At 71.9% G+C, this 20070-nt stretch carries 19 protein-coding genes and 1 pseudogene; 13 read left to right on the forward strand and 7 right to left on the reverse strand.

The features are described from left to right. The first annotated feature begins 33 nt into the window (after window positions 1–33). Entirely contained in the window at window positions 34–375 is a 342-nt protein-coding gene (locus ACIQCH_RS00635) for a VOC family protein (RefSeq protein ID WP_402576402.1), read from the forward strand. A gap of 285 nt (window positions 376–660) precedes the next feature. On the opposite strand, the gene ACIQCH_RS00640 is transcribed toward ACIQCH_RS00635, so the two are convergent. Beyond that, window positions 661–1557 carry a hypothetical protein gene (locus ACIQCH_RS00640; protein ID WP_402576404.1) on the reverse strand — a complete coding sequence of 299 codons (897 nt, stop codon included), beginning with the start codon at window positions 1555–1557 and terminating at the stop codon, window positions 661–663. A gap of 411 nt (window positions 1558–1968) precedes the next feature. On the opposite strand from ACIQCH_RS00640, the gene ACIQCH_RS00645 reads away from it, so the two are divergent. The 3 genes from ACIQCH_RS00645 to ACIQCH_RS00655 all read left to right on the forward strand — a co-directional run bounded on the left by ACIQCH_RS00645 (window position 1969) and on the right by ACIQCH_RS00655 (window position 3957). Continuing rightward, the gene (locus tag ACIQCH_RS00645) at window positions 1969–2235 is read left to right on the forward strand and encodes a hypothetical protein (protein ID WP_402576406.1); all 267 of its coding nucleotides are present in this window, start codon (window positions 1969–1971) and stop codon (window positions 2233–2235) included. Between the two features lie 176 nt (window positions 2236–2411). Further along, entirely contained in the window at window positions 2412–3053 is a 642-nt protein-coding gene (locus tag ACIQCH_RS00650; RefSeq protein WP_402576408.1) for a TetR/AcrR family transcriptional regulator, read from the forward strand. A 79-nt stretch (window positions 3054–3132) separates the two neighbouring features. Then, entirely contained in the window at window positions 3133–3957 is an 825-nt protein-coding gene (locus ACIQCH_RS00655; RefSeq protein WP_402576889.1) for an endonuclease/exonuclease/phosphatase family protein, read from the forward strand. A gap of 13 nt (window positions 3958–3970) precedes the next feature. On the opposite strand, the gene ACIQCH_RS00660 is transcribed toward ACIQCH_RS00655, so the two are convergent. Next, window positions 3971–4627, reverse strand: coding sequence for a hypothetical protein (locus tag ACIQCH_RS00660; protein WP_402576410.1), 657 nt, complete (start codon window positions 4625–4627; stop codon window positions 3971–3973). 110 nt (window positions 4628–4737) lie between these two features. Then, window positions 4738–5070, reverse strand: coding sequence for a thioredoxin family protein (locus tag ACIQCH_RS00665; protein ID WP_402576412.1), 333 nt, complete (start codon window positions 5068–5070; stop codon window positions 4738–4740). A gap of 269 nt (window positions 5071–5339) precedes the next feature. On the opposite strand from ACIQCH_RS00665, the gene ACIQCH_RS00670 reads away from it, so the two are divergent. After that, complete coding sequence (locus tag ACIQCH_RS00670) at window positions 5340–5795, forward strand: hypothetical protein (RefSeq protein WP_402576414.1); 456 nt, start codon at window positions 5340–5342, stop codon at window positions 5793–5795. Window positions 5796–6135: 340 nt separating this feature from the next. Then, window positions 6136–7554, forward strand: coding sequence for a hypothetical protein (locus tag ACIQCH_RS00675; protein WP_402576416.1), 1419 nt, complete (start codon window positions 6136–6138; stop codon window positions 7552–7554). Window positions 7555–7678: 124 nt separating this feature from the next. Here the strand turns inward: ACIQCH_RS00675 and ACIQCH_RS00680 are convergent, their stop codons facing one another. Together ACIQCH_RS00680 and ACIQCH_RS00685 are read right to left on the reverse strand one after the other, a co-directional pair. Further along, window positions 7679–7876: a hypothetical protein gene (locus ACIQCH_RS00680; protein WP_402576418.1), complete on the reverse strand. Its 198-nt coding sequence runs from the start codon at window positions 7874–7876 to the stop codon at window positions 7679–7681. 107 nt (window positions 7877–7983) lie between these two features. After that, window positions 7984–8724 carry an SDR family oxidoreductase gene (locus ACIQCH_RS00685; protein ID WP_402576420.1) on the reverse strand — a complete coding sequence of 247 codons (741 nt, stop codon included), beginning with the start codon at window positions 8722–8724 and terminating at the stop codon, window positions 7984–7986. 124 nt (window positions 8725–8848) lie between these two features. Here ACIQCH_RS00685 and ACIQCH_RS00690 point away from each other — a divergent pair, with 124 nt between their 5' ends. Together ACIQCH_RS00690 and ACIQCH_RS00695 are read left to right on the forward strand one after the other, a co-directional pair. Continuing rightward, entirely contained in the window at window positions 8849–9778 is a 930-nt protein-coding gene (locus ACIQCH_RS00690; RefSeq protein WP_402576422.1) for a helix-turn-helix transcriptional regulator, read from the forward strand. After that, window positions 9661–9906: pseudogene (locus ACIQCH_RS00695) on the forward strand (GNAT family N-acetyltransferase); the annotation flags it as partial. The gene ACIQCH_RS00690 and the pseudogene ACIQCH_RS00695, both read left to right, overlap by 118 nt. A 426-nt stretch (window positions 9907–10332) precedes the next feature. On the opposite strand, the gene ACIQCH_RS00700 reads toward ACIQCH_RS00695, so the two are convergent. Next, window positions 10333–10932, reverse strand: a complete 600-nt coding sequence (locus ACIQCH_RS00700) for a hypothetical protein (RefSeq protein WP_402576424.1) — start codon at window positions 10930–10932, stop codon at window positions 10333–10335. 185 nt (window positions 10933–11117) lie between these two features. Here ACIQCH_RS00700 and ACIQCH_RS00705 point away from each other — a divergent pair, with 185 nt between their 5' ends. The 5 genes from ACIQCH_RS00705 to ACIQCH_RS00725 all read left to right on the forward strand — a co-directional run bounded on the left by ACIQCH_RS00705 (window position 11118) and on the right by ACIQCH_RS00725 (window position 17940). After that, the gene (locus ACIQCH_RS00705; protein WP_402576426.1) at window positions 11118–11333 is read left to right on the forward strand and encodes a hypothetical protein; all 216 of its coding nucleotides are present in this window, start codon (window positions 11118–11120) and stop codon (window positions 11331–11333) included. After that, window positions 11330–12385, forward strand: coding sequence for a cation diffusion facilitator family transporter (locus ACIQCH_RS00710; protein ID WP_402576428.1), 1056 nt, complete (start codon window positions 11330–11332; stop codon window positions 12383–12385). The genes ACIQCH_RS00705 and ACIQCH_RS00710 overlap by 4 nt, the downstream gene beginning before the upstream one ends. A gap of 277 nt (window positions 12386–12662) precedes the next feature. Further along, the gene (rph, locus tag ACIQCH_RS00715) at window positions 12663–15380 is read left to right on the forward strand and encodes a rifamycin-inactivating phosphotransferase (RefSeq protein WP_402576430.1); all 2718 of its coding nucleotides are present in this window, start codon (window positions 12663–12665) and stop codon (window positions 15378–15380) included. 121 nt (window positions 15381–15501) lie between these two features. Next, a complete protein-coding gene (locus tag ACIQCH_RS00720; protein ID WP_402576432.1) occupies window positions 15502–15933 on the forward strand; it encodes a lipocalin/fatty-acid binding family protein in 432 nt (143 codons plus the stop codon). A gap of 1017 nt (window positions 15934–16950) precedes the next feature. Next, window positions 16951–17940 (forward strand): helix-turn-helix domain-containing protein, encoded by a 990-nt coding sequence (locus ACIQCH_RS00725; RefSeq protein WP_402576434.1) that lies wholly within the window; start codon window positions 16951–16953, stop codon window positions 17938–17940. 46 nt (window positions 17941–17986) lie between these two features. Here ACIQCH_RS00725 and ACIQCH_RS00730 read toward each other — a convergent pair whose 3' ends face one another. After that, window positions 17987–19522: a ricin-type beta-trefoil lectin domain protein gene (locus ACIQCH_RS00730; RefSeq protein WP_402576436.1), complete on the reverse strand. Its 1536-nt coding sequence runs from the start codon at window positions 19520–19522 to the stop codon at window positions 17987–17989. Between the last annotated feature and the right edge of the window lie 548 nt (window positions 19523–20070).

Raw genomic sequence — 20070 nt, forward strand, 5'->3', positions numbered from 1 at the left:
GCAGGCACGCGTGAAGATGTGATGATATTGACCATGGCTATCGATTCAGTGGTCGTGCGTCAGCGTGTCGAGGACCTGGATGCGGCCGTGCCGTTCTACGAGCAGCTGACCGGAAGCACCGCATCGCGGTTCGCCTTTTCCGGGGTCGACCTGGCGAGCGTCGGGCCGTTCTTGCTGTTCGCCGGGCCCGATGAGGCGGTGCAGCGTGTGGCAGGCGTGGCGGCGACCCTCGCTGTCGTCGACCTGAACGCAGCGGTCGAGGGGGCCGAGGCGGGAGGGGCGGAAATCGTGATGCCCATTCAGCCCACACCCAACGGCCGCCGTGCGGTGCTGCGACACCCGCAGGGCGGCGTCTTCGAGTACGTCGGCCCGTGACCGTGTGATTCAGCCGTCGTCCCGGCATCGAACAGACCAGTGACCGGCGCGGCGGTCGTGGCGGCGATCCGGGCGGCGTACGTGCGGGTTCTCGTCATGTCGCCTTCCCCCGTGGGGTGGTCCGGCGGTCCGGTGGCCGTTCAGCCCTGGGGCCGGGCGTCGTTGAGGGCGGTGGCCGGGACGGTGGGTCGGGGCGCGTCGACGGCGGTCCGCGGGCCGGGGCGGCGCGTGAGGAGCGAGGAAGGCCCGGTCAGGCAGGTGTGGCACAGGTGTGAAGGCGTCGCCCTATCCCTTGTGGAGTATGTGGAGTTCGCCGGTGTCCGGGTCTCCGAGGGTCATGAAGAGCTCGGGTCGGGCGGTCGTGCCGCCCACGTCCCAGGGCCAGGACGAGATGCCGTCGCAGGCGGGTACGTCCAGTTCCACCGATTCCCGCCCGTCCGTCTCGGCCGGGCGCAGCTGCCACGATCCCCGGCCCGTACAGGACTTCGGCACAGCCATGTCGTCGTAGGGCACCTCGGTCAGGACGGCGCGGCCGCCTTCTTCGAGGTGCAGCCGGATCCCGCCCTCGGACCAGGTGCCGACGTAGCCCCGGGCGCCGAGCTCGGGTGCGTGGTAGGGGCCGGCGAGGAGGCCCGAGGCGTCCGCGGTGGCGACGAGCAGCATCAGCGGCGTGATCGCCGCGGCGAGCGCGGCGCCCACCCGGGACGCCGTGCCACTGCCCGAGAGGCCGTGGGTGGTGTGCCAGTGGGCCGCGACCGCCGGCAGCACCGCCCAGCCCGTGCTCAGGGCCCACGCGGGCCGGAACGGGGCCCCGCCGGCCGCGAGCAGACCCGCGAGGACGAACGCTGCGGCCGCCGGGACGGCGAGCACCCACAGAAGGGTCGACGCACCCCACCGTCGTGTCAGCCGCTGCCCCAGCCACACCAGCGGCACGGCGAAGAGGAAGGCCTCTACCAGAGCCCCCGCGAGGACGAGCGCTCCAGCGACGGGCAGGAAGACCACCGTCCCGACGAGCATGCCGATGCCGATGCCCGTGTCACCGTACGAGTCCTGCGAGATCGTCGCGCCCACCATCCACACCAGGCAGCACAGGGCCGTCTGCACTGCCGCGAAGGCGGTGCTGATCACCACTGTGCGGTCGCTCCACAGGCTTCTCGGTGTCTCGGCCGTCAGCGTCTCCATGAACCCCCCTTATTTGAACGCGTTCAAGTCGTACGCTACACCCCCGCTCCCGAAGCCGTCCGGCGGCGTGCTCCACCCCGCTGGGGTGTGTGCGCCACGGCGGCCGGCCCGGGCGCACGCCGCGGATGTCGCCCGGCGGCGGGACGTCGCCACGCCGGGGAACGCCGCCGCCCGCTCCCGGCGGCCGGAACTCGCGAGGGTGTGTGGGTGCTGGGCTAGGAGGATGCGGAGCTGGCCCGGCGGACCGCCGCCGGTCTTGCCGAAGCGGTCGGCCCGACCGCCGGGTGGGAGGCGCTGGCGGCCATCGAGCGGCTCGAGCACCTGCGTGGGGCCCTGGCCGTCCTCGCGCCGGGTACCGCGCGCACCCACGGGCAGCTGGCGTGGTTCCTGGCTCAGGCGAGCACCGCTCTCGTGCCCGTCCTGCACTGGCGGGCCCTGTCCGCCGACCGACGCGCCTCCTTCGGCACCGTCCCGCCCACCCCCGCCGAACTCCTGGACGCCGAACGGGCCGTCCGTCACGTGCGCACCACCCTGGCCCGCGCCGCCACCGCCGCAGAGCCCGTGCCCCCGACCCCGCTGGGAGCCGACCGTGCGGGCCCGCCGAACCGGCGGCTCCGAGGCGCCGGCGTCGCACCCGGAGCCGGAGAAGCGGTGGCCGAGGCCCCGGCGCGAGAGTGACCGGGATCTTGGTGCTCGAGCCGGCCCACCGGGCGTATTTCGCCAGCTCCACGGCGGCCACGCTTGTTACCGACCCCTCCCGAGCGATACCGACCGGTATCGCTCGGGAGGGGTCGGTAACGTAACATGATCCGAGGGCCGCCGGTCAACGTGAACGAAGCGAAGCGAGACACGCCGTGACGAGCAACTTCCCGAGGCCGGGCCGGAATTCGAGAATCGCCCGCCTGCCACCCCGCGAACGCATCCTCGACGCGGCCGAGGAGCTCTTCCTCCGCGAGGGCATCAGGGCCGTCGGGGTCCAGGCCGTCGCCGAACGGGCGGACACCACGAAGATGGCGCTCTATCGTCACTTCGCCACCAAGGACGCGCTGATCGAGGAGTGGCTGAGGATCGTCGCGGCCGGGTACTCGACCGCCCTCGACCACGTGGAAGCCGCGCACCCGGACGACGGCCGGGCCCAAGTACTGGGGACGGCGCGCTTCTTCGCCGAAGGCCTGCCGGACGTCGCCCGTAGGGGCTGCCCCTTCGTCAACTCCGTCGCCGGCCTGCCCGACCCCGGCCATCCGGCCCGTCGGCTGATCGAGAACCACAAGGCGGACCAGCGGCGTCGCCTCACGGCCATGTGCGAGCGGGCGGGTGCGCACGTACCCGACGACGCCTCCGCGGAGATCACCTTCCTCCTGGAAGGCGCCCAGATCAGCGCCCAGAACGGCAGCGTCGACCACGCCGGAGACAGGCTCGTGACCGCGGTCTCGGCCGTCCTGGACAGAGCCACCGCACCGCGGGGGCAAGAGCCGCGCGGCCGGCGCGCCGTGTGATGACGTGCGTCCACTCGGGGAGGCGACGGTGCTGAGAAGGGGCGTGCGGTGGGCGGCGGGCGCGCTGGCCGCGGTCTGCATGGTGCTGCTCCTGGGCCCCGGCGCGCCGACGGGCGATGTCCCTCCCACCGGGCTGTTGCCGCTCGACGCCGCCGAGGAGGTCGTACCCGGCCGGGTCGGTACGTGGAACACCTGCAATCCGTGCGGGAGAGGGCACGACTTCGGCCGGGCGACGGAGATCGCCACGTACGCGCCGCAGGTCATCGGCCTGCAGGAGGCGTGCGTACGTGACGTCGAGCAGATCCGTACGTACCTGGAGGAGGTCTACGGGCTGGTCTACCGGGTCGCGTACGGGCCGGTCCTGCGGAACTGGAACCGCTGCGGGGGGCTGCCGTGGCGGCCGGGCGGCTTCGGCCAGGCGATCCTGTCGGCGACGCCGATGACGGACCGCGTGAGCGTCGAGTACCCCGACGGCGGCTCCGAGGACCGCGGATACCTGGCCGTTACGACGCTGGTGGGCGGCCGGCCCGTCCGCGTCTTCAACACCCACCTCGCCGAGCGTCGGCAGGAGGAGGTGCGGGCGGGCCAGGTGGCGGTACTCGCCGCGGAAGTCGCCCGTTACGACCGTGCGGTCGTCCTCGGCGACTTCAACGCCGTGCCGGACGCGCCCGAACTCGGGCCGATGTGGGCCCTGGCCACGGACGCGGACCCTGGCTGCCGGCCCCCGACCGGTGGCGACGACGCCTGCACGGTGACCACCGATTGGAACAGCAAGTTCGACTACGTCTTCCTGCGCGGCATCACCCCGGCCACCCACCGCGTCCGCCCCAGCCCGTACTCGGACCACCACATGCTGTACACCGACCTGACTCCGGGATCGGCCTGGCCGCGGGGCCGCGGCTGAAGCCGATCCGCTCCTACGGCCGCGGTGTGCTGTCCGAGCGCCACGTGGTGAGACGAGGGTGCCCCGGCAGTTCGGCGCGGCCGGTGGCCCACAACAGGGTGAGCCAGGGATCCGCGCCGGCCGGAGCCTCTGGAAACAGGCGGGCGAGCACCCGCGAGCAGAGAGCGGAGGGAGGGGTCCAGGCGAGCCCGAAGCCTTCCGCCACATCGTGCATGTGCACCAGCACCTCTTGCAGCCCCAGCGCCGCGAAGCCTTCGGGGTCCGACACCCCGGCGGCGTGGTGGGCGCGGACCTCGGGCGGCGTCGTGCGCACCATGGAGACCAGCAGCGCGCCGCACGCCTCCAGCACTTGCACCAGGCCGGCCGGACCCGCGTCACGGTCCGCGTGGACGAAGACCATGGGTCCGTCCTGCCTCTTCCGGCTCAACGCGAAAGGCACGTGGGTGTCCAGCGGCGGGCTCTGCGGCCCCAGCTGCACGGCGTAGTAGAACAGGTCGTTGGCGAGGTGCTCGACGGTCTCCCAGCAGTCCCACGCCAGCGAGCCGGCCTTACTGCGCCATGCCTCCGGGGGCGCGTCCCGAAGGATGCCCACGGCGAGCCGCACGGCAAGGTCGACGTCGTCCGCGGTGACGGGAGACGGGACTGATGCGGTTTCGACTGATCGAGACATGACAGCACCGTATCCCGGGAGAAGAGGACGACCCCATCCGGCTCGTGCGTAGGTCCTCCCGCAGCCGTTCGCGGGCGAGGCCCGGCATCCGCCGGCCGGGGTCCGGCTCCCTAGAGGTACGGCTCGACCAGAGCCCTGACCTCGGCGGCCGTCATCGGGCCGGTGGCGGTGGCCACCGTCTTGCAGTCGCGGATGACGACGAGGGTGGGGGCGGACTTGACCTCGAAGCGGCGGGTGGTGGCGGGGCAGCGGACGATGTCCGTGCGGACCAGCGAGAGGCGGCCGGCGTACTCCCGGGCCAGTTCGCGCAGGACCGGCTCGAGCTCCTTGCAGGCCTCGGACCACACGCCCCAGAAGTAGGCCAGCACCGGCCCTTCGACGTGCGCCATCACGAAGTCGAACTCCGCGTCCTCCAGTGCCTGGTGCACCCTGACCGCCGCCATCGGCTGCCCTGCCTCTCCTTGATCCACGGACGGGCGTCCGTACGCTCCGCCACGGCCATTCTCCCGGGCCGCGCGGGCCCGCGGCACCCGGGACGGCACCCGGGACGGCCGCCGCGGGCCCGCACGAACCCGCGCAGGACCAGCCGCACGGGCCGGTGGACGCTCCTCTCCCTCTCCCGTGCGTGGAGCGTTCCGCCGGCCTCGGCCCGGCGCTGCGCAGCCGGCGGTGTCACGCGCGGGGATAGCACCTTCGTCAGCTGGCCAACCTGGTGGACTTCTACTGGGATGACTCGGTACTGCGCGTGGTGAACGGCAACTCCCGCGTGATACCGATGCGGCTCACGCTTCCCGAGCGCAAGGTGTTCTGGGATCTGGACCTCGTGAAGCCGTGCAAGTCCCTCCTGATCCCAGACTGGTCGTTGCAGGCCTCCATGGTGGCCGAGGAGCCCTCCGTGACGCTCACGGAGGGCGACCTGGCGAAGATCCGGCTGGAGTTCATGGACCCGAACGGCAACGCGTGGGAGCGCATCAGCGGCAGAGGGCTGACCAGGACCGGAGCCCTGGAAGCCGTCAGGCAGGCCCAACGCCGTGAGCGTCGAAGAATGGAACGTCAGCCCAGAAGCTTCACCCCAGTGCGACAAGACCTGAGGGTGCCGTGGCCGACCGAGCGGTGCGTCGGGTTCCGGCCGGCGGGCCACCTCGACCTGCACAGGCGGACTCCGTGACCCCTGACGCCCGACGCGTCGCCACCCCGCTCACCCCCACCGCGGCGGCCGCTCCCGGCCGACAAACGCATGCGTAGCCGGCCACCGGCAGCAGGCCGCACCCGCGGGGCCCTACCGACCCGGGCGGGGCCGTGCTGGTGAGTGCCTGACCCTCCCGTACGTCGACCGCCGCGCCCGCCTCGAAGCCCTCTTCGCCGACCACGCCCTGACCGCCCCAGGGACCCTGTGCGACCGGCACCGGCTCCGGGAGGCCGCCTGCGGGCACCCGCCGTCCGGCGGTGACTATGCGTCAATTTGTTAGTCTCGGCGCTCTTTGATCATTCTTGCGAGGGAGACACTCATGCGCGCGACGAAGGCGACGGCCGCCCTGGCCGCCGTGCTGACGGCCGCATTGCTGGGCGGCTGCAGCAACGCGCCGAGCCCGGACGACACCGGCCGTCCCGGCGGCACGGCGAGCGCGGACGCCAAGGCGCCGGCCAGGTTGGCCGTGCCGCCGGCCTACGACGGTGCCAAGGGCTGGGACGAGTCCTTGCCCTGGGTCCCGGAGAACGCGGACGCGCCGGTGGCGGTCCTGCCCGGTGCCGAGGGCGTGGCCGTACTGACGGTGGGCGACGCCGGCGGTTTCGCCGTGCGGACCAGGGCCGCCGACACCGGAGAGCTCCTGTGGACCTCGGCGGTCTGGAAGCCGCCGCTGCCGCTGGAGTACGCGGACAAGGACGATATCCCGGCCGTGCTCGGCGTCGAGCAGGACGGCCGGAAGTTCGTGGTCGTGTCCGCGCACGGAACGGTGGGCAAGGACGACCTGCACGAGGGCACCGAGGTGGTCCGCCTCGCCGTGTTCGACGCCGCCGACGGCCAGGCCACCGGCCGCAAGCCGCTGCGGGAGATCGACGTGCCGGTGACGGTGAAGGCGGACGACGGCGGCTGGCGGGTGGGCGCCGACGGCGGCCGGGTCCTGGTCGCCCACGGCGAACACGGCCGCTACCCGGGCCGGGGGGCCACCGTCGATCTGATCAGCGGCAAGGTGACCACCTTCGGGCACCCCTCCGGGCTGCTGAAGCAGTGCGAGGGGAAGTCCCTGGAGTGCGGTTGGAGCCGGGTGGTCGCAGTCGGCCCGAAGGGCCCGCTGGTCGGCCTCGGCCAGGGCTTCGGCGTCCCGGGCGGCTGGTTCAGCGACGCCGTCATGCCGGCGGGCGCGGCACGGACGTACTCCTTCGGCTTCTCCGACTCCTGGAACGGCGACGTCTACGGCGTGGCCGGCGGCCGCTTCCTCGCACAGTGGCACGGCACCGAGAAGAACGGTTCCGACGGGCCTACCGTGTGGTCCGTGCACGAGGTCGGCTCGGGCGCCCCGCTCGCCCGGATGGAGTGCGCGTACGACGACTTCCCCACCGTCACCTCCCAGGGCATCTACCGCGACTACCCGGTCGTCACCTCGCCCTCGGGCCGCTACCTCGCCGCCGGCCCCGTCGCCTTCGACCTCGAGCGCAAGCAGGGCGTCTGCCTGCAGGGCGATGGCAACCGCAAGACGATCGCGGTGGGTGCCGTCGCCGACGACGGCGCCGCCTACGGCACGGTCGTCGGCGACACGTCCGACCGGGTGGTCGCCCGGCTCGACCTGAAGACGGCGACCGGCGACGCCAAGGTGCTCGGCGCCGGGGTCGAGGTCCCGCAGCACACCTCCGTGGCCGGCTCGGGCCTCTTCGTCACCCGCGACCAGAACGAGAACGTGCTCGTCGCGCTGCGTCCCCTGCGCTGACCCGGGCCGACTGCTGACCCGGACCCGGACCCGGACCCGGCCCCGGCGCTCGGCGCTCGGCGTCGTCCACGGCGAGGTCCCACGCAGCTCGGTGCCGACCGCTGACGACTGCCGAGCCCGTGCATCACCGCGGTGCGAACGCGTCTCGGGGCGCGTCGCCGTCGGTCCACCAGACCCCGAGCTGCTGCCGGGTCAGGAGCCACCCCTGCCCGGGGTCTCGGCGGAAGGCCCGGTCGTAGGGGCCGCTGACGGCGTCCTCGGCCCAGCAAGCGGCCCAGGCCGCCCGGTCCTTGCGGTCCAGGGCCCGCCAGCCACGGGTCATCAGGGCGCGCGGAGACTCCTCGTCCTCTGGGGCCCGCAGCCGGTGCGCCGGACGGTCAAGGCCGTCGTCGACCGCGCTGCACCTGGGGCAAGGACGCCCGGCCCGCTTCACCGGGCGCTCGCGCTGGGACGGACCACGACCTCGTTGACGTCCACCTCCGGTGGCTGGGAGACGGCGTAGGCGATCGCGTCCGCGATGGCGCCGGCCGGCAGGGCGACCGAGCGGTAGCTCCGCATCGCCTCCCGGGCGGTCGGGTCCGCGATGCCGTCGGCGAGTTCGGAGACGGTCACACCGGGCGAGACGATAGTCACCCGGATGTCGCCGGCGGACTCCTTGCGAAGTCCCTCGCTGATCGCGCGGACGGCGAACTTGGTGGCGCAGTAGACGGCGGCGGTGGGCACGACCTCGTACGCCCCGACGGAGGCGACGTTCACGATGTGCCCGCCGCCTTGGGCACGCATCACCGGCAGGGCCGCGGCGATCCCGTTGAGGACTCCCCGCAGGTTCACGTCGATCATCCGGTCCCACTCCTGGGTCCTGAGCTGCTCCAGCGGCGAGAGCGGCATGATGCCGGCGTTGTTGACCAGCACGTCCACCCGCCCGTAGAGGTCACGGGCGGCCTGGACGAAGGCGTGGACATCGGCGGCGTCGGTGACGTCCAGCCGCCGTGCCGCGGCCGTGCCGCCCAGGGCGGCGATCTCCCCGGCGAGCGCATCGAGACGCTCGGTGCGGCGTGCTCCGAGGAGCGTGCAGTGGCCGTCGGCGGCGAGTCGGCGCGCGGTCGCCTCACCGATCCCGCTGCTCGCTCCGGTGACGGCGATGACCTTGGCCGTGTGGGTACTCGACATTTCCCGCTCCTTGTCTCGGCAGAGCACCGAGTCTCGGCCGGGTCCCGGCCGCCGCCCAGGCCGGGAGCCGCCTGGGTGCGGCACACCCGGGCACCCCCTGCGGTGAGCGGCCTAGCCTGGGTCGGTGAGCGACAACCACCTGGGAGACTTCCTGCGCGCGCGCCGCGCCGCCGTCCGGCCCGACGACGTCGGCATGGCAAGCCACGGCGTACGGCGGGTCGCCGGGCTGCGCCGCGAGGAAGTCGCCGTACTGGCGGGGGTGAACGCCGACTACTACACGCGCCTCGAGCAGGGGCGCGAGCGCCACCCCTCGGCGCAGGTCGTGGACGCCCTTGGTCGCGCCCTGCTGCTGGACACCGACACCGTGGCCCATCTGCACCGGTTGGCCGGCACGGCGCCGTCCCGCCCGTACTCGGCCGGCGCGGTCCGGGTGGACCCCGCCCTGCGCACCCTGATCGACGGCTACCCCGACACCCCCGCGTTCGTCGTCGACGCAACGCTCGAGATCCTGGCCGCCAACGCCCTCGCCGAAGCCTTGTACTCCCCCTTCGACCGGGCGGACAACCTGGCCGCGATGGTCTTCCTGGACCCGGCGGGCCGCCGCTTCCACGCCCGGTGGGACCACACGGCCGAGGCCGTCGTGGGCCATCTGCGCGAGGCCGCCGGCCTGGAACCCGGCAACCCCCGGCTGCGCGCCCTCGTCGGCGCACTCACCGAACGAAGTACGGACTTCGCCCGGCTCTGGAGCACCCACACGGTGCGCGGAAAGACCCGCGCGGCCAAACACTTCCTCCACCCGGACGTCGGCGCCCTGTACCTGACCTACCACGCCTTCGACGTACGCGACGCCCCAGGCCAGCAGCTCATCGTCTACCACGCCGACCCGGCCGGCCCGAGCGCCGAAGCACTCCGTCTGCTCGGCTCCGTGCACGCCACGGCTCGATCGCCGGGTTCACCGAGCTCGTCATCCCCGGCAACGGCGCAGGTGACGGCCAGCACTACGGCACCGGTGTGCTGCCCGAGCACCGAGGACACGGCCTCGGCCGCTGGATGAAGGCCGAGTCGATCCGACAGGCCCGTAGGGACTATCCGGACCTTGGTGGCCTCCTGACGGACACCGCCGACAGCAACACGCACATGAGACAGATCAACGACGGTCTCGGCTACACACCCACGCACACGACGGCACCAGTGATGACGGGCGGTGGCCGGACCGTGGACGGCGGACCGCCTCCTTCAGCCACCGGGCCGCGCTCGGCACGCCGGGCGATGCGATGCGGTGCTGTTCGTGGACCGGCACGGCGACGGACGCGGCTACCGGCGCCTCGACCACCAGCTCACGAGCAGGACAGCTGGGCCCGTGAACGCGAGGACGCTGCGTTCGGCGTTGCGGCTCACGTCGAGCTCACCGCGGTTGCGTACCGGGACAGGGCTCCACCCCCGTGGGGGCTCTGTTCCTTGGTGTGCGGTGCTCCGCGCCGTGCGAGAACGGGCACCACGCTATGGCCGGGAAGGGACCTTGAGACGGGACGGCCCACGCCAGCCAGGGGACCGTGCGCGCCACGGGGAAGCTGGGATGCCCTACTGGTGGCGACGCCACGCCCGCACTCAGCAGCGCAGGCCGAGCACGCCCCAGCCGCGGCGCTCCGCCTCCGTGACCACCTCTCCCCAGTCGGCGAGGAAGCGGGCGAAGGCCTCGAAGGTCGTGATCCACCCACCGTGGTCCGGGTCGGCCTGCGTGAAGGGAGCGCGCAGGAGCTCCAGTCGGGGTGCCGCCTGCCGCCACCAGCCGCAGATCACCGGTACGTGTTCCGGCGGACGGGACAGCAGCAGGTCCACGTCCCAGGTGGACGGTTCCTCGGGCAGTCCCGAGCCGGCCCCGGTGGTGTCCTCGAGACCGTGCCAGAAGAGCGCGTCGTTGAACGGGTCGAGCACGTCGCGCAGTTGCGCTTCGACCAGCTCGCGCATGTGGTCCCAGCGGTGAGCGGCCCAGAAGTGCGCCTTGTACGAGCCGAGGGTGTTCTGGAAGGCGTACCTGCGGAACCAGTCCTCACCCGGCTGCGCGGAGCACGACCAGCCGTGCTCGTGGAGGTCGTCGCCGTACGCCTCGCCGAACGCCGCGTCGATCAGCAGGTCCTGTCGGCCGTCGGGCTCCATCCCCTCCACCCGCGCCCAGTCCACGATCAGTACTTCTATCCCCACACCCATCACGCCAGCGTAGTGCCCCCTCACAGCACCGGTCGGAACCGGATTCGGGCCACTGCGCTCCCGTCCGGGCGGGACGTCGCCGGCGGGCCGTCCGGCGGGTGGCGGGGCACAGGGGTTTGAACGCGGTGCCCCCGAGCATGCGCCCTGTGAAGCGCAGGACGGCCCCGCGAAAGGAGGGATGCGGCATGGCCGCGGACACGCAGGGCAACGAGGACGTCGTAGCCGCGCTCCTCGAGGACCACATCGACGAGATCGAGCGGACCGTTCGCGACGGCACCCGCGAGAACGCTCCCGACGCGCGCAGGGACGAGCTCGGGGCGGCCTACCCCCGGGAGGGCGACCGGCGGCTCCCGACCGCCTGCGGCAGCGTCGAGAGCGTGCGTGCGGTCGTACGGGGATGACGAAGCAGGAACCGTCGCCCGTGGAGGACCGCGCGCCGGCCGACGGGCCCGGGCAGGGCGCCGGCCACGGGCCGGGCACCCCGTCCGATGTCGGGCGGGACGACGAGACGCGCAGGACCGTCTGGGTCGCCCTCGCCGCCAACCTCGCCATCTGCGTCGCCAAGGGCGTCGGCGGCGCGATCGCGGGTTCCCCCGCTCTGCTGTCGGAAGCGGCGCACTCGATCGCGGACAGTCTCAACGAGGTCTTCCTGCTGGCCTCCCTCAAGCGCAGCCGGCGCCCGGCGGACGCGCGCCACCCCTTCGGCTACGGAATGGAGCGCTTCTTCTGGTCACTGCTCGCCGCGGTCGGGATCTTCGTGACGGGAGGGTGCTTCTCCGTCTTCCAAGGCATCGAGGCCTTCCGGTCCGGCGGATCCGAATCGCGCGAGGGCTACCTGATCGGGCTGGCCGTCCTCGTCGTCGCCCTGGCCGCCGAGGGAGCCTCGCTCGCCCGGGCGCTGGTCCAGGTGCGCAGGGCCGCGCGGACGGCCGGCCACGGCATGACGGCCGAGATCCGGGCGGGACGCGATCCCGCCCTGCGGACCGTCCTGGCCGAGGACGGCACGGCCTGCGCCGGAGTGGTCCTGGCGATCGTCGGCATGGCCCTGCACATGGCGACGGGCGAGATCGTCTACGAGGCGTGCGCCTCCATCCTGATCGGCCTACTGCTGGTCTACGTGGCCTACACGCTCGGGCGGGCGGCCCGCGTGCAGTTGATCGGCGAGGCGGCCGACCCGGGCATGCAGCGGGAGGTGCGGGAGTTCCTGACGGGCCAGCCGGAGATCTACTCGGTCACCGCGCTGCTGACCATGCGGCTGGGCATCGACTCGGTGATGCTGGCCGCGCGGGTGGACCTGAACCCGGGCTACGACAGCGAGACCGTCGAAGATGCCATGGTGCGCATCCGCACCGAGGCGCGCAGCCGCTGGAACGAACTGGACCAGGTGTTCCTCGACGTCACCGACGTGGCGGCGGGCCAGCGGGGTACGGCCGCCGACGCCCGCCGTCACTGATCCGGCTCGACGCCCGGTGACGCCCGTACCGGACCGGACCGCTCCTCGTGGCGGCCGCGGGTGGCCGGTGCGCCGCCCCGCACGGGCCCGGGACAGCGCGAAGGCAAGGAGAGTGATCTCCTTGCCCTCTTCAACGTATAGCGCACGGGGGGCCTTGCGGCAAGGCCCCCACCACGACGCACAATCGTCGACCTCAGGCCCGCACGCCACGGCCCGCGCAGACGCGCACGGCGTGGGCGGGCCGTTCCTCAGCCGTCGTCCCAGAGGTGGGTAGCGAGTGATCGAGCAGTACGTGGTGGACCTGCAGGAGATCGACGCGACACACATCGCGCGTGTCGGCGGAAAGGGCGCGCACCTGGGCGCCCTGTCGCGGATCGAGGGCGTCAGCGTGCCGGACGGCTTCTGCGTGACCACGGACGCCTTCCGGCGCGTCGTGGCGGGCGCGCCGTCGCTCACGGATCTGCTCGACCGGCTGGCCGGCGTCGACCCGGACGACCGGGACGGGGTCCGCACGCTGAGCGCGCGGATCCGCCGCGCCCTCGAGGACGTCGAGCTCCCGAAAGATCTCGCGGCGGCGGTCACCGACGGGTTCGCCCGGCTCGGTGCGGACGTCCCCTGCGCCGTCCGTTCCAGCGCGACCGCCGAGGACCTCCCCACGGCCTCCTTCGCGGGCCAGCAGGACACGTACCTGAACGTCGTGGGGCCTGCGGAGGTCCTCCGGCACGTCAGCCGGTGCTGGGCATCGCTGTTCACCGAACGGGCCGTCACCTACCGCCGGCGCAACGGAATCGACGACCGTGCGGTCCACATGGCCGTGGTCGTGCAGCGGATGGTGTTCCCCCGGGCGTCCGGAATCCTGTTCACCGCCGACCCCGTGTCGGGAAACCGGAAGGTCGCCACCGTGGACGCCGGCTTCGGCCTCGGCGAGGCCCTGGTCTCCGGCCTGGTCAACGCGGACGTCTTCGCGGTGCGCGACGGCGAGGTCGTCTCGCGGACGATCGCCGCCAAACAGCGTGCCGTGCAGCCCCTTCCGGGCGGCGGTACGGAGGAGGTGGCGGTCGGCCGGCAGCAGCAGGAGCAGCCCGCGCTGACGGACCCGCAGGTCCTGGAACTCGTGCGGCTCGGACGGCGCATCGAAGCCCACTTCGGCCGGCCGCAGGACATCGAATGGTGTCTGGATGCCGACGGCGGCTTCCGGATCGTGCAGAGCCGCCCGATCACGACGCTCTTCCCCGTCCCGGGGGCGGACGACCAGGACAACCACGTCTACGTCTCGGTCGGTCACGGGCAGATGATGACCGACGCCATGAAGCCCCTGGGCTACTCGATGTGGCAGATGACGGCCATGGTGCCGATGCACGAGGCCGGCGGACGGCTGTTCGTCGACGTCACGGCGCGCCTCGCCGCACCCGCGACCCGGGCCGGCCTCCTGGACGTCATCGGGAAGGGCGATCCCCTGGTCAGGGACGCCCTGGAAACCGTCCTCGAACGGGGTGACTTCGTCCCGTCGCTCCCGGACACGGAACCCGGCGGGGTTCCGGCGGCCGGGGGCGGGCGCAGCGGTGCGCCCGGCGCGGTCGAGACCGATCCCGCCGTGGTCGGCGAGCTGATCGAGCGCAGCCGGACGTCCGTCGCGGCGCTGGAGCGCGACCTCCGGTCGAAGAGCGGACCGGAGCTGTTCGACTTTCTGGAAGAGGCCTTCGAGGAGCACAAGCGGGTGGTCGGCGACCCGCTGAACATGCGGGCGATCATGGCCGGCATGGAGGCCACGTGGTGGCTCAACGACACACTGCACGACTGGCTGGGCGAGAAGAACGCCGCCGACACCCTCACCCTGTCCGCCCCCGGCAACATCACTTCGGAGATGGGGCTGGACCTGCTCGACGTCGCGGACGTGGTCCGCCCGCACCCGGAAGTGGTCGCGTTCCTCCAGGACGTCCACGACCGCGGCGTCGTGGACGGCGGCTTCCTGGACGGACTCACCGGGCTCCCCGGCGGGCCCGGAGCCCGGAAGGCCATCGAGGACTACCTCACCCGGTACGGCATGCGCTGTGTCGGCGAGATCGACATCACCAGGCCGCGCTGGCACGAGCGCCCCGGCGCCCTCGTACCCGTGATCCTCGACAACGTCAGGAACTTCGAGGCCGGCGCTGCCGCCCGCCGCTTCGAAGACGGCTGCCGGAAGGCGCACGCCAAGGCCCAGGACGTACTGGCGCGCCTGCGTGCCCTGCCTGACGGCAACCGCAAGGCCGACGAGACCGAACGGATGATCGACACGGTCCGCGCCTTCATCGGGTACCGCGAGTACCCCAAGTACGGCATCGTCAGCCGCTACTTCCTCTACAAGCGGGCCCTGCTCGGGGAGGCCGCGCGCCTCGTGCGGGCCGGCGTGCTACCCGAGCGGGACGACGTCTTCTACCTCACCTTCCAGGAGCTCCGCGACCTCGTGCGCCGTGACGCGTCCGCGTCCGCGTCCGCATCCGCATCCGCGTCCGATGCCGCATCCGCACCCGCGTCCGATGCCGACGACCGGTCCGCGCGGGCCGGTCGGCTTGGCGAGCTGATCCGGGAGCGCAAGGAGGAGTTCCGGTCGCACGAGGCGCTCACCCCGCCCCGGGTGCTCACCTCGGAGGGCGAAGCCCTCACCGGGGCGTACCGGCGCGAGGACGTGCCGCCCGGAGCACTGACCGGGCTCCCGGTCTCCGCAGGGACCGTGGAGGGGCGGGCCCGTGTCGTCCTCGACATCGCGGACGCCGACCTCGAGGCGGGCGACATCCTCGTGACGACCTTCACCGACCCCAGCTGGACACCCCTGTTCGTCGGCGCCGCGGCCCTGGTGACGGAGGTCGGTGGCCTGATGACACACGGAGCGGTGATCGCCCGCGAGTACGGCCTGCCGGCGGTCGTGGCCGTGGACCGCGCCACCCGGCTGATCCGGGACGGCCAGCGCATCCGCGTCCACGGCACCGCCGGCTACGTCGAGATCCTCTCCTGAACCGGGCGCGCCGCACGGGCCCGGGAGTCCGTGCCGTCGGCGGGCTCGTGGGCGAGGCGGGACAGCGCGCCCCAGCAGGCCTCCAGGTCGACGCCGGGCGCGGAGCCTACGCTGCGCGCTGTTGATCGTCTTCGAGTGGCAGGGGCGGGTTGTGGTGGACTGCGTGGGCACGTTCGAGATGACGTCGTCGGAGAACTTCGACGCGTATCTGCAGGCCGTGAGCGTGGGGACGGTGACGCGGAAGCTGGCGAACACCAGCAGGCCGCCCACCGTCGAGGTCGCGGTCGACGGCGAGGAGTGGACGATCCGGACGGTCACCGCCTTCAACACGGTCGAGCTGGTGTTCACCTCGGGTGTGGAGTTCACGGAGAAGACCATGGACGGCCGCACGAGCGCCACGACGATCACCGTCGAGCGGGACCGCCTGGTCCAGGTACAGCGGGTGGACGGTGTGGAAGCCCGCACCACGTGGACGTTCGCTCCGGACGGCGGCTTGAGCATGGTCCACACCGCGGGCGATGCCACCGCTACCCGTGCCTTCCGGCGGCTCTGAGGAGTCCTGGGCGAGACTGCCCCTGATGACTGAACGATCTTGTGAGTACGGAGCGACCTTCCGGACGTCGAGCGGCCTGGTGCGGGGGAGGGAGGCTGACGAGGACGGCGTGACCGCCGTTCTCGGGATCCCGTATGCCGCCGCGCCCTCGGCGTCCTGCGGTTCCGGGAGCCGCAGCCCCGTGCCCGCGCGCGGTCGTCTGCCTGATGGCCATGGAGCGGACGCGGGGGCCGGTCCGGCGGGCCGTCGCCCACAGTGTGCCCCACCCGCTGTACTCGCCCGGCCTTGCAGCGGCGGTCACCCGGCGGATCGCGGCGGAGGCCGGGACGGACCCACGCCGGAAGGATTGCTGGCCGTGCCGCCCGAGGCACTCGTGGCCGCCTCCGACAGGGCCGCCGAACGCTGCGCCACCGATCCGGTGACTCCGGTGCACGCCTACGCCCCGGTGATCTTCCAGCCCGTCGTCGACGGCGAGGTGCTCGCCACGGAGCCCCTGCGGGCGCTGGCGTCGGGGGCGGCTTCGGCAACCTGGACGACGCCGGCGAGGACTTCCTCATCCGAGGGGCCCCCGACGACCACGACCGCGCCCTTTCCGGCCGCATGCCCAAGGCCTGGGCCGAGTCCGCGGCCGAAGGGGACCCCGGATGGCCGGCCGTCAACTCTTGCACCAGCCCGGTACGGTACTGGTCCGTCCCGGTCGATCGCCTCGCCCTCGACGACCCGTCCCCGACCCGCGTCCTGTGGCGTGGCCTCCGCTACGGTCCGCTGCACGCCCGGCGGGCACCGACCGGGCACGCGACGCCGCACGCCTGACCCTTCGCGACACGCATCGGCCACCGGGTGACGCTGCGGAGCCGCCCGGCCCGGGCCGCGCACGCGCGGCCGGCCCGCGATCGGGTCGCAGGGTGACCGCCCGAGAGCGCGACTCGCCGGCCGTCCGGCCTGCGTAAATGGTCGGTTGCGCTACCGGCATGGGCCGATAATCGTGCGGTATGCAACAGGAGTTGGGGATCGTGCATGGACGTGCTGGACGTGTCGGATGTCGGACTGTCAAGAAGAGACCGGTTCGAGTGGTTCCGTGACACGGTGTCCGATGAGCTGATGCCGTTCAGCATGGACACGGGAGACCGGACGAACTTCCGTGCGCGGATCACCGACCTGGAACTCGGTGCGACGAGGGTGTCGACCTTCACCTTCTCGCCGGTCACGTCACGCCGCACGGCGGCCGACATCCGCCGGGGCGATCCCGAGGACTACCAATTGGCATGGGTCCGGCGAGGGAGCCTGAAGATATCCCAACGGGACGTCAGATCGGTGATCACGGGGGCCGGGGACTTCGCGTTGACCAGCAGCTCGATGCCCCTGAAGAACGACGGGAGCAGCCCGGACGGGCTGGCCTCGGTCTCCGTGCTGAAGATTCCCCGTTCGGCTCTGGCGCTGCGCCCCGAACGGGTCGACAGCCTCCTTGCGCAGCCCATCCGCGGTGATCGCGGAACCGCAGCGGTCTTCAGGAGCTTCCTGAGTACCCTCCTCGCGCAAGGCGCAACGTGCCAACGGCCGGAGCTGGCGGCCATGGAGTCCATCGCCGTCGACTTGGCGACCGCGTGTCTGGCGCAGCAGCTCGGCCGTCCGCAGGATGCACCGGCCGAAGCCCGCGCTCAGGAGATGTTGCAGCGGATCATCCGGTTCGTCGACACCAACCTCGGCGACTCCGAGTTGACCCCGCGAGCGGTCGCCGACCACCACAACATCTCCCTGCGCACGCTGTACAACCTCTTCCAGGACCAGCCGATGAGCGTGGCCGCCCGTATTCGCCATGGCCGACTCGAAGGCGCGCGCCAGGCTCTCGAGCGCCCGGAGTCGAGCGGGCGGGCCGTGCAGACTGTTGCGCTCCGATGGGGCTTCACCAGTGCCACGGGCTTCAGCCGGGCTTTTCGGGAGGCGTACGGCGTCACCCCGACCGAACATCGCGCGGCTGCCCTCGTGGCACGGCCCGAGGGCGGCTAGCGCCGCACACGTCGTGGTTTCCCCGGGTGATCGACCTCAGTCGTCGTCAGCCTGTGGTGTGGTTCCAGAGCTGGTTGGGTTTGCCGTTGCGGTACCAGAGACCGACGGCAGAGCCGCCGGCCGTGGCTTCGCCGCCGACGTCGACGACCAGGTTGTTGGCTTGACTGGTGATGACGTGCTGGGCGTCCATGGTCCACTTCTGGGTGGTGCCGCCGTTGCAGTCGCGGATGACGAGCTTGGCGCTGGCGGCGGAACCGGCGGTGGCGTCGAGGCACTTGCCGCCGTAGACGCGCAGTTCGTCGGCTCCGGTGTAGGTCCACTGCTGGTTGGCACCGCCGTTGCAGTCCCAGATGATCAGTCCGGTGCCGTTGTCCTTCGCGGCGCCGGGGACGTCCAGACAGAGTCCGGAACCGGTCCCGCGTATCGCTCCTGCCGGCCGGGCCGGCGCCCCGGCGCCCCATGCCCAGGTGAGCCGGTCCAGCCCCGTGGGATTGGTGACCTGCAACTTGACGTCGGAACCGATGCTCGCGGGATCGATCCGGGTCAGTGAGTACCAGTCGCCCGTGCGCAGCCCCGGCCAGAGGACGGAGCCCATCTTCAGCTCGCGGACGGTGTCCGTGGTGGCCTGCAGGTACGCGATCGAGGCATCGCCGTTCGACGGACCGTCGTAGTCCAAACCGGTCGTCATGAGTGAGCCGAACTCGTCCAGGACGGTACGCGCGGCGCAGCGCCCGATGTTGCTCTTGAGTTCCGCTGCCCACTTGGCGGGGCTCGTCCAACCGGGGTGCCAGAAGCCGTAGTAGTGGAGGGAGAGGTACGTGCCGTCGAGGCGTGCATCCGCGCAGACCGGTTTGACGTCGCCGTTGTAGCCGGCTCCGCTGACGAAGACCCGGCTGCGGGGAACCGACGGATGCTCCTGAAGCCACGCGGCGGCGACGTCCGCCCACTGGCCTGCCGTGTACCCGAAGGGTTCGTTCATGGGTTCGAAGTGGATGCGGCTGTCACTGGCGTACGCAGCGGTGACCGTCCTCCACATGTCCCCGTAGGCCGCTCGGTCGTCGATGAGCCCGTCGGGCTTGCCGGTCGTCGGGCTGGGAGACTCCCAGTAGCTGAGAATGACTTTGAAGTCGTGGGCGGAAGCGGCGTCGATGGCGCCCCTGTACGCCTGCCAGGCCGGCCCGTTGACGGTGTGCGGATTGACGGGCATTCGCACGGTGTTGGCGCCGAGTTTGGTCCGGAAGCCCTCGATCACCGCGCTCGCCTTGAGATAGACGGTGTCGTAGTCGTCGGTCGGCGCCAGTCCCGACAGCACGAGCGCGTCCGGGGTGAAGTTGTCACGCTCGTCGGCCCAGTTCACCCCCTTGAAGCCGGTGCTGCCGAGATCGGCCGCTCCTGCCGCCGCGACGCCGCCCGGGAGGGCGGGCCCAAGGCCTGAGCGGGGCGGGTGGGCGCCGTCCTCGACCGTGAACGCCGCACCGACGTTGGAGGGATCGACCGGGTCTGCCGATGCCGATGGTGCCCCGGCCGTGGCCGTGAGTGCGGCGGTCAGGGTGGCCGCAGGTAGCCAGCTGCGAATACGCACGAGTGGTTGTGCCCTTCCAAGGCGATCCTCACGAGGAAAACGTGAGGGGAAACGAACAGAAAAGACCGCGCCGCAACGGTGCGGATGGTCGGAGATCGCCTGGGGGCCGCGAAGAACAGTAACCCCTCGGATGCAAGTCCGCACCTCCGGGTGTCGCGCAATCCGCGACCGATCTCACGAACTCGGCGCCTCGGGCGCCAGTTGCACGGATCGTCGAGAATTCCTGCACGCCTTGCGTACCGCAAGCACGATTCAGCGGCTTGGATATCTGTGCGAGCGATTGCTCCAGACCGTCATGGTCCGGAGTGGGGATCCGCCGCCTCCAGGCCTGGGGAAGCCGAATCGAGGAGGCCGGCGGATCCCGACCCGCTTGCAGTTGCGGGCAGGACACGACGACGCCACCGACCCCCCTCCCGGCCGGGGAGGGGCGTCACACCACACAGGGGAATCATTGGGCGCGTCACTCCCGAGTGCCGCCCCACAGAGCCTGGGAATCGAGATTGCATCGAGTGCTTCGGCGATTCCTTCGATCGGGGTGATCCCTGCGG

This window comes from Streptomyces sp. NPDC093225 (genome assembly GCF_044753805.1).
Taxonomy (GTDB): domain Bacteria; phylum Actinomycetota; class Actinomycetes; order Streptomycetales; family Streptomycetaceae; genus Streptomyces.

Coding starts and splice junctions, on each gene's coding strand:
- ACIQCH_RS00635 (WP_402576402.1), top strand. CDS start 34: ATGGCTATCGATTCAGTGGTCGTGCGTCAGCGTGTCGAGGACCTGGAT.
- ACIQCH_RS00640 (WP_402576404.1), bottom strand. CDS start 1,557: ATGGAGACGCTGACGGCCGAGACACCGAGAAGCCTGTGGAGCGACCGC.
- ACIQCH_RS00655 (WP_402576889.1), top strand. CDS start 3,133: ATGGTGCTGCTCCTGGGCCCCGGCGCGCCGACGGGCGATGTCCCTCCC.
- ACIQCH_RS00660 (WP_402576410.1), bottom strand. CDS start 4,627: ATGTCTCGATCAGTCGAAACCGCATCAGTCCCGTCTCCCGTCACCGCG.
- ACIQCH_RS00665 (WP_402576412.1), bottom strand. CDS start 5,070: ATGGCGGCGGTCAGGGTGCACCAGGCACTGGAGGACGCGGAGTTCGAC.
- ACIQCH_RS00675 (WP_402576416.1), top strand. CDS start 6,136: ATGCGCGCGACGAAGGCGACGGCCGCCCTGGCCGCCGTGCTGACGGCC.
- ACIQCH_RS00680 (WP_402576418.1), bottom strand. CDS start 7,876: ATGACCCGTGGCTGGCGGGCCCTGGACCGCAAGGACCGGGCGGCCTGG.
- ACIQCH_RS00685 (WP_402576420.1), bottom strand. CDS start 8,724: ATGTCGAGTACCCACACGGCCAAGGTCATCGCCGTCACCGGAGCGAGC.
- ACIQCH_RS00700 (WP_402576424.1), bottom strand. CDS start 10,932: ATGGGTGTGGGGATAGAAGTACTGATCGTGGACTGGGCGCGGGTGGAG.
- ACIQCH_RS00705 (WP_402576426.1), top strand. CDS start 11,118: ATGGCCGCGGACACGCAGGGCAACGAGGACGTCGTAGCCGCGCTCCTC.
- ACIQCH_RS00710 (WP_402576428.1), top strand. CDS start 11,330: ATGACGAAGCAGGAACCGTCGCCCGTGGAGGACCGCGCGCCGGCCGAC.
- ACIQCH_RS00725 (WP_402576434.1), top strand. CDS start 16,951: ATGGACGTGCTGGACGTGTCGGATGTCGGACTGTCAAGAAGAGACCGG.